The following is a 12,865-nucleotide window of genomic DNA, read 5'->3' as shown; positions in this document are numbered from 1 at the left end:
CTCGATGGAACTCTGCATCTTCACCGAGCCCCAGCAGGGCTTCAGCTACGACGAGCAGCTCGCGCAGGCCCAGGCGACCGAGCGACTCGGATTCCACGGCTGGTTCCGCAGCGACCACTACCTGCGCATGGGCCCGGGCGATCCGCTGCCCGGTCCGACCGACGCCTGGACGACGCTCGCCGGCCTCGCCCGCGAGACGAACCGCATCCGGCTCGGCACGCTCGTGTCGTCGGTGACGTTCCGGCATCCCGGGATCCTCGCGATCCAGGTCGCGCAGGTCGACGCGATGTCGGGCGGTCGCGTCGAACTGGGGCTCGGCACCGGATGGTTCGCCGCCGAACACGCCGCGTACGGCATCCCGTTCCCCGAGCGCCGGTTCGACCTGCTCGAGGAGCAGCTGCAGGTCGTCACCGGGTCGTGGTCGGCCCCGGTGGGCGAGCACTTCGAGTTCGCCGGCCGGCACTACCGGCTCGAGCGCTCCCCCGCGCTGCCCAAGCCTGCGCAGCCGCAGGTGCCGCTCATCATCGGCGGCGGCGGGCCGACGCGCACTCCGGCACTGGCGGCACGGTACGCGACCGAGTTCAACCGCGGCTTCGTCGGCGAGGACGAGATCGCGGCCGCCTTCGCGCGGGTCCGCGCGGCGTGCGAGGAGATCGGCCGCGATCCGGACACCCTCCGCCTGAGCGTGGCATTGCCGACCGTGATCGCGACGGATGACGCGACCTACCGCCGTCGTCTCGCCGCGATCCACGCCGACCCCGAGACTTTCGCCGAGGTCAACATCGCCGGAAGCCCCGAGCAGGCGGTCGACAAGTTGCGGCGCCTGCGCGACCTCGGCGCCGACCGGGTCTACCTCCAGTGCGTCGACCTCCGCGACCTCGAGCACGTCGAGCTCATCGCCGCGGAGGTGCTGCCGCACCTGTCCTGACCGCATTGGCGTCATCGCCCGTTCCGACGGTTTACCCTTGAAGGGTGAGGGCCGGGGGGCCTCGAGGGGATGAGCACGCGATGCTGCGCAGGCGACAACGGACGGTCGAGCCGCTCCCGCAACTGGGACCGGAGGACGACCCGTACGTGGCGTACCTGCTCTGGCGCGCCGAGCGCGACGCGGCGGAGGCCGCCGAAGCGGCCGAAGCGGGCGACGCGGCCGACTCCGCAGCTCCCGGCTCGCAGGACGATCCGTCGTCCGGCGGACCGAAGTGGGTCAGCAAGCTCGCGATCTGGCATCGCAACAGCGGCCGCTACGACCGCTGACGCGGCCCGCCCGGGAGCGCCGGGTACCGTAGAGGTCGTGACGCCCGACCTCCGGAACCGCGACGACGTCGAGCGACTCGTCGTCGCGTTCTACGAGACCGCGTTCCGCGATCCGCTGATCGGGCCGATCTTCACCGAGGTCGCGCACATGGACCTCGCCGCACACTTACCGGTGATGTGCGACTTCTGGGAGACCGTCCTGTTCCGCTCCGGCGCATACCGGCGCAACGCGCTGCACGTGCACGTCGCGTTGCACGCGCGCCATCCGCTCACCGACGCGCACTTCGCACGATGGCTCCAGCTGTGGGATGCCACGATCGACGAGCTCTTCGCCGGCCCCGCGGCCGAGCGCGCGAAGCTGCAGGCGTCGCGCATCGCTGAGTCGATGCAGCGCCGCCTGGCGGGTCGCTCGGGCAGCGCGTTCGAGACGCTGGGCCGGCGCGACGAAGCCGCCGGCACCGGCGCCGGAACCGGCGCGGGCACCGGCTGAGCGCTACGGCCGGAGCGTCGGCAGCGGCCCGCCGCTGCGCGCCTCGGCCCAGAGGTCGACCCCCGAGTCGACGGCGTACCGGTCGATATCACGCAGTTCGTCGGCCGTGAAGTCGAGCCGGTCGAGCGCGGCGACGTTCTCCTCGAGCTGAGTGACGCTGCTCGCGCCGATCACGAGGCTCGTCACCCGGTCGTCGCGGAGCGCCCACGCGAGGGCGAGCTGCGCGAGCGACTGCCCGCGACCCCGCGCGATCTCGCCGAGGGCGCGGATGCGTTCGGCCGTGGCATCCGTCAGCATCGACTCGTCGAGGGACGTCTCGGCGGCCGCGCGCGAGTCGCCGGGGATGCCGCCGAGGTACTTGCCCGTGAGCATGCCCTGAGCCAGGGCGGTGAAGCCGATGATGCCGAACCCGAGCTCGCCGGCCGCGTCGACGAGCCCCTCGGCCTCGATCCAGCGGTTCAGCATCGAGTACGAGGGCTGGTGGATGGTGAGCGGCGTGCCGCGTTCGGCGAGCAGGCGCGCGATCTCGCGAGCGGCCTCGGCACCGTACGACGAGATCCCGACGTACAGCGCCTTGCCGGAGCGCACGATGTGGTCGAGCGCCGCGGCGGTCTCCTCGAGCGGCGTCTCGGGGTCGGGACGGTGCGAGTAGAAGATGTCGACGTAGTCCAGGCCGAGCCGCGACAGCGACTGGTCGAGGCTCGCGATGAGGTACTTCAGGCTGCCGCCCACGCCGTAGGGCCCGGGCCACATGTCCCAGCCGGCCTTCGTCGAGACCACGAGTTCGTCGCGGTACGCCGCGAGGTCGCTCGCGAGCAGGCGGCCGAAGTTCGACTCCGACGATCCGTAGGGCGGTCCGTAGTTGTTCGCGAGGTCGAAGTGCGTGACGCCGAGGTCGAAGGCGCGGAGGGTGATCGCCCGCTCCATCTCGAGCGGCCGATCGTCGCCGAAGTTGTGCCAGAGCCCGAGCGAGAGCAACGGCAGCTTCAGTCCCGAGGCACCCACCCGGCGGTAGGGCATGCGGTCGTAGCGGTCGGCGGCGGCGAGGTAGGACATGGGGCGATCGTATCGGCAGCATCCGCCCCGAATGGGGGTGACGACGGATCCTCGCTTCCGGCTAGGGTCTGGACCGAGTCTGGCAGTTTCCCGTGACCGACGAAGCAAACGGAGGAATCATGCTCAAGAAAGCTCTCGCAGCGGCAGGTCTGACCGCCGCATTCGTATTCATCCCGACCGCCGCGCAGGCGCTCGACTGCATCAATGTCAGCAAGCCGCCCGCGGCGTGCGGCGCCGTCTGCACCGAGGGGCCGATTCTCCACGGCAACTGGGCGTGGCTGCCGAGCGTTTTCGGACCGGATGCGCCGCAGGTCTGGGTGTTCGTCCCGCCGGGAACGGTCCCGGATCCGCTGCTGCCCGGCCACAACGGCAACTACCAGAACGGCGAGGGCTACGCGCTGCTCGTCAATGCGATCTGCGACTCGCTGGGCCAGGTGAACGAGAAGCGCCAGGCCGAGCACGGCATCCAGCTCATGGAGGGCTGTCCCTGACCCGTGCCCGACGACCGCCGGACACGACGAAGGCCGCCCCGGACAGGGCGGCCTTCGTGGGCTTCCGAGCGTGCGATGACGGCTCGTCCGCCGGAGGCGGAGCTCCGACGAACACTGGGTGGAGATGGGGGGAATTGAACCCCCGTCCATCGCTGCGGTTCCGCGCCTTCTCCGGGCGCATCCTGTGAATCGTTCTGCTCGGCCCCGACCCTTGCCACAGGCAGCCAGGTCGACAGGCCCAGCCTGAAGAAGTCCCGCACGTCGCTCCGGCGACGACGCGCAGCAAGTTCCCTAGATGACGCCAGCGACCGGGGCGGGAACAGACCCGGACTGACGGACTATCGGGCTCGCTTAGGCAGCGAGAGCGAAGTCGGACTGCTTGTTATTGGCAGTTATTGTTTCGCAGGGAGCGTTCACGAGATAACCCTGCATCCTCGGCCCGCTTCTCGCAGTCTCACAGGCGATGTCGAAACCGATCATCCCCATGTCACGCCATCCGATCGAGGTCGGATCGCGGGCCATCATACGCACGCTGTGGAATTGCCAATCCGCTTCACCCGATGGGTTCCGCGGCCTTTCAGGATACAACATGGCCGCACCCGCCGACATTCCCGGGCGGGGATGGCGCGTGCCATCCGGATGCCGATCGTTCATGCGAACGTAACCCACGGCGGTCCCGCAGCCCGTAGCGTCCCCGCATGGAGCATGCTCACGCGGGAGCCGGATGATCGGCCGCGTCGACCCGTTCATCGGGACCGAGGTCACCGACCTGCCGCCGCGGTCAGGGCTCGCCGCGACCTGGTGGTGGCCGAAGCCGCAGGTCGGCAACACGCATCCCGGCGCCACCTTCCCGCTCGGGATGGTCTCGGCGTGCGCGTACTCCGGCGCGTACCCGACCGGCTACGGGCGGTACGACCTCGCCACCGAGGGCATCCCGGCGACCGTGCACGAGCGCGTCGTGGCATCCGGCTTCACGCACTTCCAGCAGTCCGGCACCGGCGCCATCCGCAAGTACTACAACTACTTCCGCGTCACGCCCATGCTCGAGCCGCTCGACGTGCTCGGCCGCACATGGGAGCTGCGCGACGAGGCCGCGGAACCCGGGTACTACGCCGCGACGCTCGAGAGCGGCATCCGCGCCGAGCTCACGGTCGGCCCGAAGAGCGCCGTGCACCGCTACACGTTCCCGCGGCACCGCGACGCGCGGATCGTCATCGACTTCTCGCTGGGCGGGCTCGGCATCCCCTTCGGCGAGACAATCCCGCTGCGCGCGAAGCTCGAGTCGGTCGCGCCGGGCGTCGCGCAGGGCGAGATCGTCGTCGAGGGCGCGCCGCTCGCGGTCGCGATCGAGTGCGATGCCAAGGGCTGGCGGCAGATGCTCTGGTACGACCGGCGGCTCATGCCCGGCGGCACCCGACTGGCGTTCGACCACATCCGGCCGACCACCCTGCGACCGTTCGGCCTCATGTGGGCCGGGCCGAGCGAGCCAGGGCAGAGCATCGAGGTGCGCATCGGGTTCTCGCTGCGCGGCATCGAGCAGGCCCGGGCGAACCTCCGCCGCGACTGCGACGACGGCCCGGCGCGGTTCTCGTTCCGGCGCGACCGGACCCGCAAGTCGTGGCGGCGGCACCTCAGGTCGATCACGGTCGACGCGCAGTCGGCCGAGCGCGAGACGGTGTTCTCGACCGCGCTCTACCACTCGCTCATCAAGCCCTGCCTCGCACCCGAGGAGAGCCCGTTCTGGCCGACCGAGGGCCCGTTCGTCTTCGACCTGTGCACGATGTGGGACATCTCCCGCACGCAGCTCCCGCTCATCACGACGCTGCGGCCCGACCGCGCGGTCGAGCTCGCCAACGCCCTGCTGTCGATCTGCGAGGAGGAGGGCAACTTCCCGATCGGGTACCGGATGGCACGCGGCAGCGACCGCTTCTCGCGCCAGGCGAGCGCGCTCGCCCAGACCTTCCTCGCCGACCTCTGCCAGCTCGGCCTGCCCGGCATCGACTGGGACTGGGCGCTCGTGCACATGCACGCCGACCTGCGCCGCACGTACGGCGAGGAGTTCCTGCAGCTCGGGCGCACGGAACCGATCACGCACACGCTCGACCTCGCCTTCGGCTACTGGTGCACCGCGAAGGTCGCGGCGCGGGCGGGCGACCACGCCCTCGTCGAGCAGTTCACGGCGCTCGCAGCGCGGTGGCGCAACGCGTTCGAGACCGAATCGGGCCTGCTGCACCACTCGACGTTCTACGAGGGCAGCCGGTTCAACTACTCGTTCCGGCTCCTGCACGACATGCGCGCGCGCATCGCGCTCGCGGGCGGCGACGATGCGTTCACCCGCCTGCTCGACGCCTTCTTCGGGTTCGGCGCGCCGCCGGTGTCGCAGCCGGGCGTCGCGCCCGACCTGCAGGAGATCGCGGACGGCTACGCGCTCGGCCGCTTCGAGGGCCTGAACAACGAGCCCGACATGGAGGCGCCCTGGGCGTACCAGTACGCCGGACGCCCCGACCGCACGGCCGAGGTCGTGCACGCCGCCGTGCACCAGATGTTCGGCACCGGCCGGGGCGGCCTGCCCGGCAACGACGACTCCGGCGGGCTGAGCTCCTGGTACGTGTGGGCGTCGCTCGGCCTGTTCCCCGTCGCCGGCCAGAACCTGTTCCTCGTCAACACCCCCGCATTCGCGGAGTCCGAGGTCCGCGTCGGTGAGGGCTCGTTCGCCATCCGCACCGAGGGGTTCGTCGAACCGCGCCCCGACGGTCCGGCCCAGTACGTGCAGTCCGCGACGTTCAACGGCGATCCGCTCGAACGCACCTGGCTGCGCGGCGACGAGGTGCATCGCGGCGGCGACCTCGTCGTGCGGCTCGGCTCCGAGCCGGGCGACTGGGGGCGGATGTCGCGACCCCCGTCATCCTCTGAGGCCTGATCCGCGACATCCGCCGGCGCCCAGCACCCCGTCCGCCCCCTGCCACCCGCACGCCCACCCGAACCGGAAGGACGAGCCCATGACCACCAGACCCCGACGCCGACTCGTCATCGTCAACCGCGCCGACCCCGTCATCTGCGGCCACTCGGTCGAAGGCCGCAACCTCGCCGAGGCGGCCCTCGAGCGCGGGTTCGACGAGGTGCGCATCGTGACCTGGCCGATCGAGCGCCTCGAGGCCACCGGCCTGCCGCTCAAGCCCCTCGACCGCATGCTGCCGTACAGCGACGGCATCATCGTCGAACGGCCCGAGCCGGTCGGCGACTACAAGGTGCCCGACGGGCGCTACCTCGCGGGCATCACGGGCCGCCTCGTCGAGCTGTTCACCGACGGCGTGCCCACGGTGTGCCTCTCGCTCTACCTGAGCCCGCACACCGTCGCCGTGATCGACGCGGTGCGCGCTGCCTGGAGCACGGGCCTGCCCGTGAACGTCACGACGATCGCCGAGGCAGTCGGCTCCGACGTCACGAACGTGGTGCGCTCATGCGTCGAGGAGGGGCGTTTCGGCGCCGCGGCGCACATCCTCTCGAGCTACCTCGCGCAGGACCACTGCGTCGCGGTCTCGGAGTACACGCGCGACCTGATCGTCGCCGCCGCCTCCGAGATCGACGCGTTCCACGGCACGCGCTTCGCCGACCAGTGCCGCGAGCGCATCCGGATCTCGTACCCGGCGATCGACACGTCGCTCTACCTCGGCCTCGATCCGGCCCTCGTCGACGGCGTGCTCGCCGCCCGGGGTCTCGAGCGCGACGGCTACGTGTTCTTCCTCTCGCGGTTGACGAAGGCCAAAGGCGTCGACGACCTGATCGCGGGCTTCGAGCGCACGCCCGCGAACGCGCGGCTGAAGCTCGTGATCGCCGGCCGGGGCCCGGATGCCGCGGCCCTGCAGCAGCTCGCGGAGGCCTCGCCGCTCGCCGACCGGATCGTCTTCCTCGACGACGTCGACGACGCCGAGAAGCCGTACCTGATGGCCGGTTGCGCCGCGTACGTGCTGCCGAGCAAGCCGCGCCCGGAGTTCGTCGAGACCTTCGGCATCGCGCTGGCCGAGCAGATGCTCGCGGGCGGCGGCGCGGTGATCACGACCGACACCGGCGGCATCGGCGAGGCGGTGGGCGACCACGCGTTCATCGTGCCGGTGGAGGACCCCGACGCGATCGCGGCGGCGATCGACGCCGCGCTCGCGCTGCCGGCCGACGAGCGCGCGGTCCGCGCCGAGCGCGCCCGGGCGCACGCGCTGCAGTTCGACCGCCGCGTGGTGTTCGACCGGCTGTTCGACGGGGCGGGCGTGCTGCCCGCACGACTCCCCCTCTGAGTCCGCCGAGCGCCCGACGGCGCGGCCGCGCCCGGCACGTATGCTGGGCTCGGTCGCGTCCGCGCCGTCGCAGCAGCCGAGGGGGTCCGCATGCCCACGATCATCGCCGTCACCGGTCGCGCCGAGGAGCGCGTGGAGCCCGAGCTCGGTGCCGTCTCGCTCGCGGTCGGCACGACCGGCGCCGAGCGCGACGCGATCATGCGCTCGGTCGGCGAGTCGCACGAGCGCCTGCTCGAGGAGATCCGCGAGCTCGACGCGACCGGACTGCTCGAGTCGTGGTCGGCGGGCCAGCTGCGCATCTGGTCGCACCGCCCGTGGAACGCGGAGGGGCGGCAACTGCCGCTGGTGCATCAGGCGAACGCCGACGTCGAGGTCGTGTTCCGCGACCTCGAGACGCTCGGCGCCTGGCTCGGGTCGGTCTCGGCCACCCCGAACGTCTCGGTCGGCGGCGTCGAATGGCGGTTGACGGATGGCACGCGCGACCGCGTGCAGGAGGCGGCGCAGCGCGGCGCGGTCGCCGACGCGGTGCGCAAGGCCGCGGTCTACGCCGAGGCGCTCGGGCTCGGAACCCCGGTGCCGGTGGAGCTCGCCGACCACGGGATGCTCTCCGAGCAGCCCGTGCCGCGCGCGTACAAGGCGACCATGGTGCGGGCGATGGCCGCCGATGTCGGAGGCCCTCCGGCGCCCGAGTTCGCGCCCGCGAAGCTCGTGCTCGAGGCATCCGTCGACGCGCGCTTCAGCGCCGAGTGAGCGTCAGGCCGACGCCGCCGCCGGTCAGCCCCGCTCGATGAGCCACGCCTCGAGCGCGGCGATCTCGTCGCGGCCGAGGCCCGAGGCGAGGAGGAACTCGCGGGTCGACCCGTGCTGCCGCTCGACCTCGTCGAGCGCCGACTCGAGCGCCTCGCGGGGGCTGCCGCCCATGAGGGTGCGCAGCTCGGGGGTGTCGGGTACGCCGTAGCGGCCGATGAGGGCGACCATCTCCTCGAGCCACTCACCCGCGAGGTGCGATTCGGTGAGCGCGTAGTCGGCGATCACCGCCTCGCGGTCGACGCCCGCGGCCAGCAGTGCGAGCGCGATGACGATGCCGGTGCGATCCTTGCCCGCGGTGCAGTGCACGACGACGGCCCGGTCGCCCGCGACGGCGAGCTCGCGCAGCGCATCGACCACGATCGGCGAGTGCCGCGTCACGATGCGCAGGTAGAGCGCCTCGAGCGAGATGCCGCGCTCGCCCTGCGACGCGCCCGACCCCTCGAAGACCGGCAGCCGGCGCACCTCGACGTCGAGCCCGTCGAGGTCGTCGGGCATGAGTCGGGCCTCGTTCTCGTCGCGGAGGTCGATGACGATGCCCACGTCGAGCCGGCGCAGCGCGTCTCGGCCCTCGTGACCGAGCCGGTGCAGTCCGTCGGAGCGGAACAGGACGCCGCGGCGCACGACGCCGCCGCGCGCCGGCAACCCGCCGACGTCGCGGAAGTTGTACGTGCCCGGCACGGGGATGCGCGTCGAGATCTCCACGGGCGGAGCCTACCTCCCGACGCTGGGATTCAGTCTGCGGCAAGTACTTTCCACTTAGGCAACTACTTGCTACCATGTGGCCATGGATGAGATCGAGCGCCCCGATGCGACCACCGCCGCCGCACGCCTGCGTGAAGCCGAGTCGGCGAGCCGCCGGGTCGCGGTGCAGGGCTCCGCATCGGCGTCGGCCTGGCTCACCGGGCTCGCCGCCGCATCGGCGATGTACCTCTTCTCACTGGGCTGGTTCGAGCGGAGCGACGAGACGCCGATCCTCGCCCTGTCGCTCGCGTACGCCGTGATCCTCGGGGCGTTCTCGGTGGTGCACCTGAGGCGCACCCGTGCGGCGAGCCTCGGCTTCTCACGGCGATTCGCTCTCGCGGTCGGCGGCTGGGGTGCGGTGTTCGGGCTCTCGCTCGCGCTCGGGCTGCTGCTGTTCCCGGCTTCGCCCCTGTACTTCACCCTGGCCGCGGTCGCGACCGCGATCCCGCCGCTTCTCGGGTCGCTGCGCGAACTGGTGGTCGTCCGTGGCTGAGCCGTCCCGAGACGCCGATGCGGCCGATGGCGCGCACCCGCGCCACCGCCTCGACCCGCTGCTCCAGCGCCCAGTGCCGTTCTCGATCGCGGCGCTGCTCGCCGCGGCCGACGAGGCCGAGTTCGCGTTCGTGCGCGACTCGGTCGAGCTCAGCGACTCCGCGCTGAGCAAGCAGGCCGCGGCGCTCGAGGCGGCCGGATACGTCGCGATCCGCAAGGGGTTCGTCGGCAAGTTCCCGCGCACCTGGCTGTCGATGACGCCCCGGGGCCGGGCGGTCTTCGCCGCGCACCTCGCGGCGCTCCGGGATATCGCGGGCTGAGTCCGCGGGCACCTCGGTTCGGGGCCTACTCGCCCAGGTTGCGGCGCGACGCGATGGCGCGGTCGGCCTCGCGCTTGTCCTGTCGCTCGCGCAGCGCCTGGCGCTTGTCGTACTCGCGCTTGCCCTTGGCGACCGCGAGCTCGACCTTCGCCCGGCCGTCCTTGAAGTACAGCGACAGCGGGATGAGCGTGTAGCCGCCCTCCTTGGTCTTGTGGCTGATCTTCACGATCTCCTGCTTGTGCATCAGCAGCTTGCGCTTGCGCCGGGGCGAGTGGTTGTTCCAGGTGCCCTCGGTGTACTCGGGGATGTGCACCGCATCGAGCCAGATCTCGCCGCCGTCGATGAAGGCGTACCCGTCGACGAGCGACGCGCGACCCTGCCGGAGCGACTTCACCTCGGTGCCCGAGAGCACGATGCCGGCCTCGTAGGTGTCCTCGATCAGGTAGTCGTGGCGTGCCTTGCGGTTGGTCGCCACGACCTTCTCACCGCGTTCCCTGGGCACGGCTCACTCCCTCGCTTCGAATACGGATGCCTCCGGCGTGCGCCGGCAAGCCCTCCAGTCTAACGTCAGACCCGCAGGTATCGACGGATCGCGATCGCCGCGGACACCGCCGCGAGCAGCACGCCCACGCCGACGAGCAGCGGCACGACGAGCAGGGCGTCGCCGAGGTCGACGAAGGTGAACGACAGCGTGTCGGCGAGGTAGCCCTGCACGAAGAACTGCACGATCGCGACGACGGCGGCGCCCGCGAGCAGCGATCCGATGAGCCCGGCGAAGATGCCCTCGAGCACGAACGGCGTCTGGATGAAGCGGTTGGACGCGCCGACGAGTCGCATGATGCCGAGTTCCTTGCTGCGCGAGTACGCCGACAGCCGGATGGTCGTGGCGATCAGCAGCGCGGCCGCGACGAGCATGATCGCGGCGATCGCGACGGCGGTGTAGCTCGCCGTGTTGAGCACGTCGAAGATCTGGTCGAGGTAGCGACGTTGGTCCACCACCTGCTCGACGCCGGCGAGCCCGGCGAGGCTCTCGGCGATCACGTCGGACTGCCCGGGATCGACGAGGTTGACCCAGAACGTCTCGTTGAGCACGTCGGGCGTGACGTAGTCGGCGGCGGGCGTGCCGGCGAACTGCTCCTGGAAGTTCGCGTACGCCTGCTCGCGGTCCTCGAAGTAGTACTCGTCGATGAACGGCGCGAGCGTGTCGCTCTTCAGCTGCGCCTCGACCGCCTCCATCTGCTCGGGCGTCGCCTCGCCGTCGGTGCATCCCGCGGCGGTCGACACCGACGTGCAGAGGTACACGGCGACCTGCGCGCGGTCGTACCAGTACCCGCGCATCTGGGCGATCTGCAGCTGCAGGAGCGCGGCGGTGCCCACGAAGGTGAGCGAGACGAACGAGACGAGCACGACGGAGATGACCATGGTGGCGTTGCGCCGCAGGCCGTTCGCCGCCTCGGCGAGCACGAGACCGAACCTCACTTGACCGGCCCCACTTCCTGGTCGTCGTCGCCCGGGCGCGGACCTGCGGGGCTGCGCAGGCCGAGCCGCTCGGCGAGCGTGAGGTTGGCGGACTTCTTCGGACTCGCGGGCGGCGCCGGGCGTCCGGGCGGTCCGTCCTCGTCGGCGGATGCGTCGGCGTCGGCGGATGTCGCGGCTCGCGCCGCCTCGTCGGAATCGGCCGACAGCCGCTCCACCGGGGCCGTGGCGGCGGCCGTGATCGCGGCGGCCTCGTCGGTCACCGCGTCGGTGGCCTCGGGCTCGACGTAGAGCGGCGGCGCGTCGCGCATCACCTCGGGCGTGACCTTCGGCGCGGCCGCGGCGATCGTGCCGGTGGGCGACTCCCCCTCGGATGCGCCCTCGGACCCGGCGGACTCCTCGGAGCGGATCGCCGCGACCACGGCGGCGGCATCCTCGCCGGACGCGGGGACCTCTCCCGTGGTCGTGACGACCTCGGTCGCGTCGCGGGCGTCGTTCACGTGCGCGTCGTCGGCGACCGCGGCGACCACGGCAGCCGCGCCGGCCGCCGCCCCGGCCGAGGCGGCGACGCCGGGGGCCGGTGCAGCCGCGCCCTTGCGCGCCGCGGGCTTCCGCGAGGCGCCCTTGCGGGGAGCCTTCGCCGCCCCGGTCTTCGCGGCCCCGGACTGCGCTGCCCCGGACGTCGCGGCGCCGACCGCGGGCGTCGCGGCCGCGGCATCCGTCGCCTCGACCTCGCGCGCGATCGCCTCGGCCGTGATCGCGTAGCCCGCGCTGCGCTCGTCGCGCACGACCTCACCGGCCGAGAGCTCGATGACCCGGCGCTGCATCTGGTTCACGATGCCGGCCTCGTGGGTGGCCATGACGACCGTGGTGCCGCTCGAGTTGATGCGCTCGAGCAGCGTCATGATGCCCGCGCTGGTGACCGGGTCGAGGTTGCCCGTCGGCTCGTCGGCGAGCAGCACCTGCGGCTTGTTGACGATCGCGCGCGCGATGGCGACGCGCTGCTGCTCGCCGCCCGAGAGCTCGTTCGGCATCCGCTTGCCCTTGCCGTCGAGGCCGACGAGTCGCAGCGTCTCGGGAACCGCCTGGTGGATGTAGCCGCGCGACTTGCCGATCACGCGGAGCGCGAAGGCGACGTTGTCGAAGACGTTCTTGTTGGGCAGCAGCCGGAAGTCCTGGAAGACCACGCCGAGGTTGCGCCGGAAGTACGGGACCTTGCGCGTCGAGATGCGTCGCAGGTCCTGGCCGAGCACGTGGATCTGGCCCGACGACGGCTTCTCCTCCTTCAGGATCAGCCTGAGGAAGCTCGACTTGCCGGAACCCGACGCACCGACGAGGAACACGAACTCGCCGCGCGGGATCTCGACCGTGACGTCGTCGAGCGCGGGCCGGCTCTGCCCGTGGTAGGTCATGGTGACGGAGTCGAAGCGGATCATCGCGTTCGAG

Annotated in this window: 14 protein-coding genes and 1 other RNA gene; 9 read left to right on the top strand and 6 right to left on the bottom strand. The window is 71.5% G+C overall.

Annotated features, from left to right (window positions below; all coding sequences use genetic code 11):
* The first annotated feature begins 4 nt into the window (after positions 1-4).
* The 3 genes from AC3RKB_RS15325 (at position 5) to AC3RKB_RS15315 (ending at position 1,744) form a co-directional block, all read left to right on the top strand.
* Positions 5-928 carry an LLM class F420-dependent oxidoreductase gene (locus tag AC3RKB_RS15325; RefSeq protein ID WP_491437120.1) on the top strand — a complete coding sequence of 308 codons (924 nt, stop codon included), beginning with the start codon at positions 5-7 and terminating at the stop codon, positions 926-928.
* Between the two features lie 80 nt (positions 929-1,008).
* Positions 1,009-1,254, top strand: coding sequence for a hypothetical protein (locus AC3RKB_RS15320; RefSeq protein ID WP_491437119.1), 246 nt, complete (start codon positions 1,009-1,011; stop codon positions 1,252-1,254).
* 37 nt (positions 1,255-1,291) lie between these two features.
* Positions 1,292-1,744, top strand: a complete 453-nt coding sequence (locus AC3RKB_RS15315) for a group III truncated hemoglobin (protein WP_491437118.1) — start codon at positions 1,292-1,294, stop codon at positions 1,742-1,744.
* Between the two features lie 3 nt (positions 1,745-1,747).
* Here AC3RKB_RS15315 and mgrA read toward each other — a convergent pair whose 3' ends face one another.
* The gene (mgrA, locus tag AC3RKB_RS15310) at positions 1,748-2,800 is read right to left on the bottom strand and encodes an L-glyceraldehyde 3-phosphate reductase (RefSeq protein WP_491437117.1); all 1,053 of its coding nucleotides are present in this window, start codon (positions 2,798-2,800) and stop codon (positions 1,748-1,750) included.
* A gap of 92 nt (positions 2,801-2,892) precedes the next feature.
* On the opposite strand from mgrA, the gene AC3RKB_RS15305 reads away from it, so the two are divergent.
* A complete protein-coding gene (locus AC3RKB_RS15305; RefSeq protein ID WP_491437116.1) occupies positions 2,893-3,291 on the top strand; it encodes a hypothetical protein in 399 nt (132 codons plus the stop codon).
* A 116-nt stretch (positions 3,292-3,407) separates the two neighbouring features.
* On the opposite strand, the gene ssrA is transcribed toward AC3RKB_RS15305, so the two are convergent.
* Positions 3,408-3,775: a transfer-messenger RNA gene (gene ssrA, locus AC3RKB_RS15300) on the bottom strand.
* Between the two features lie 240 nt (positions 3,776-4,015).
* Between ssrA and AC3RKB_RS15295 the strand changes: the two genes are divergently transcribed.
* The 3 genes from AC3RKB_RS15295 to AC3RKB_RS15285 all read left to right on the top strand — a co-directional run bounded on the left by AC3RKB_RS15295 (position 4,016) and on the right by AC3RKB_RS15285 (position 8,330).
* On the top strand, positions 4,016-6,211 hold the full coding sequence (locus AC3RKB_RS15295; protein ID WP_491437115.1) for a glycoside hydrolase domain-containing protein: 2,196 nt from the start codon (positions 4,016-4,018) through the stop codon (positions 6,209-6,211).
* 79 nt (positions 6,212-6,290) lie between these two features.
* The gene (locus tag AC3RKB_RS15290) at positions 6,291-7,580 is read left to right on the top strand and encodes a glycosyltransferase (protein WP_491437114.1); all 1,290 of its coding nucleotides are present in this window, start codon (positions 6,291-6,293) and stop codon (positions 7,578-7,580) included.
* Between the two features lie 90 nt (positions 7,581-7,670).
* Entirely contained in the window at positions 7,671-8,330 is a 660-nt protein-coding gene (locus tag AC3RKB_RS15285) for an SIMPL domain-containing protein (RefSeq protein ID WP_491437113.1), read from the top strand.
* 24 nt (positions 8,331-8,354) lie between these two features.
* Here AC3RKB_RS15285 and AC3RKB_RS15280 read toward each other — a convergent pair whose 3' ends face one another.
* A complete protein-coding gene (locus tag AC3RKB_RS15280) occupies positions 8,355-9,092 on the bottom strand; it encodes a tyrosine-protein phosphatase (RefSeq protein WP_491437112.1) in 738 nt (245 codons plus the stop codon).
* 82 nt (positions 9,093-9,174) lie between these two features.
* Between AC3RKB_RS15280 and AC3RKB_RS15275 the strand changes: the two genes are divergently transcribed.
* Both AC3RKB_RS15275 and AC3RKB_RS15270 read left to right on the top strand, forming a co-directional pair.
* On the top strand, positions 9,175-9,624 hold the full coding sequence (locus AC3RKB_RS15275; RefSeq protein ID WP_491437111.1) for a hypothetical protein: 450 nt from the start codon (positions 9,175-9,177) through the stop codon (positions 9,622-9,624).
* Positions 9,617-9,943 (top strand): transcriptional regulator, encoded by a 327-nt coding sequence (locus AC3RKB_RS15270; protein ID WP_491437110.1) that lies wholly within the window; start codon positions 9,617-9,619, stop codon positions 9,941-9,943. The genes AC3RKB_RS15275 and AC3RKB_RS15270 overlap by 8 nt, the downstream gene beginning before the upstream one ends.
* A 25-nt stretch (positions 9,944-9,968) precedes the next feature.
* Here the strand turns inward: AC3RKB_RS15270 and smpB are convergent, their stop codons facing one another.
* The 3 genes from smpB to ftsE all read right to left on the bottom strand — a co-directional run bounded on the left by smpB (position 9,969) and on the right by ftsE (position 12,855).
* Positions 9,969-10,445 (bottom strand): SsrA-binding protein SmpB, encoded by a 477-nt coding sequence (gene smpB / locus AC3RKB_RS15265; RefSeq protein ID WP_491437109.1) that lies wholly within the window; start codon positions 10,443-10,445, stop codon positions 9,969-9,971.
* A 65-nt stretch (positions 10,446-10,510) separates the two neighbouring features.
* The gene (ftsX, locus tag AC3RKB_RS15260; RefSeq protein ID WP_491437108.1) at positions 10,511-11,422 is read right to left on the bottom strand and encodes a permease-like cell division protein FtsX; all 912 of its coding nucleotides are present in this window, start codon (positions 11,420-11,422) and stop codon (positions 10,511-10,513) included.
* Positions 11,419-12,855 (bottom strand): cell division ATP-binding protein FtsE, encoded by a 1,437-nt coding sequence (gene ftsE, locus AC3RKB_RS15255; RefSeq protein ID WP_491437107.1) that lies wholly within the window; start codon positions 12,853-12,855, stop codon positions 11,419-11,421. Before ftsE ends, ftsX begins: the two co-directional genes overlap by 4 nt.
* Between the last annotated feature and the right edge of the window lie 10 nt (positions 12,856-12,865).

It is taken from the genome of Agromyces capsici, assembly GCF_058349965.1.
This window is presented reverse-complemented; position numbering and strand designations above follow the sequence as displayed.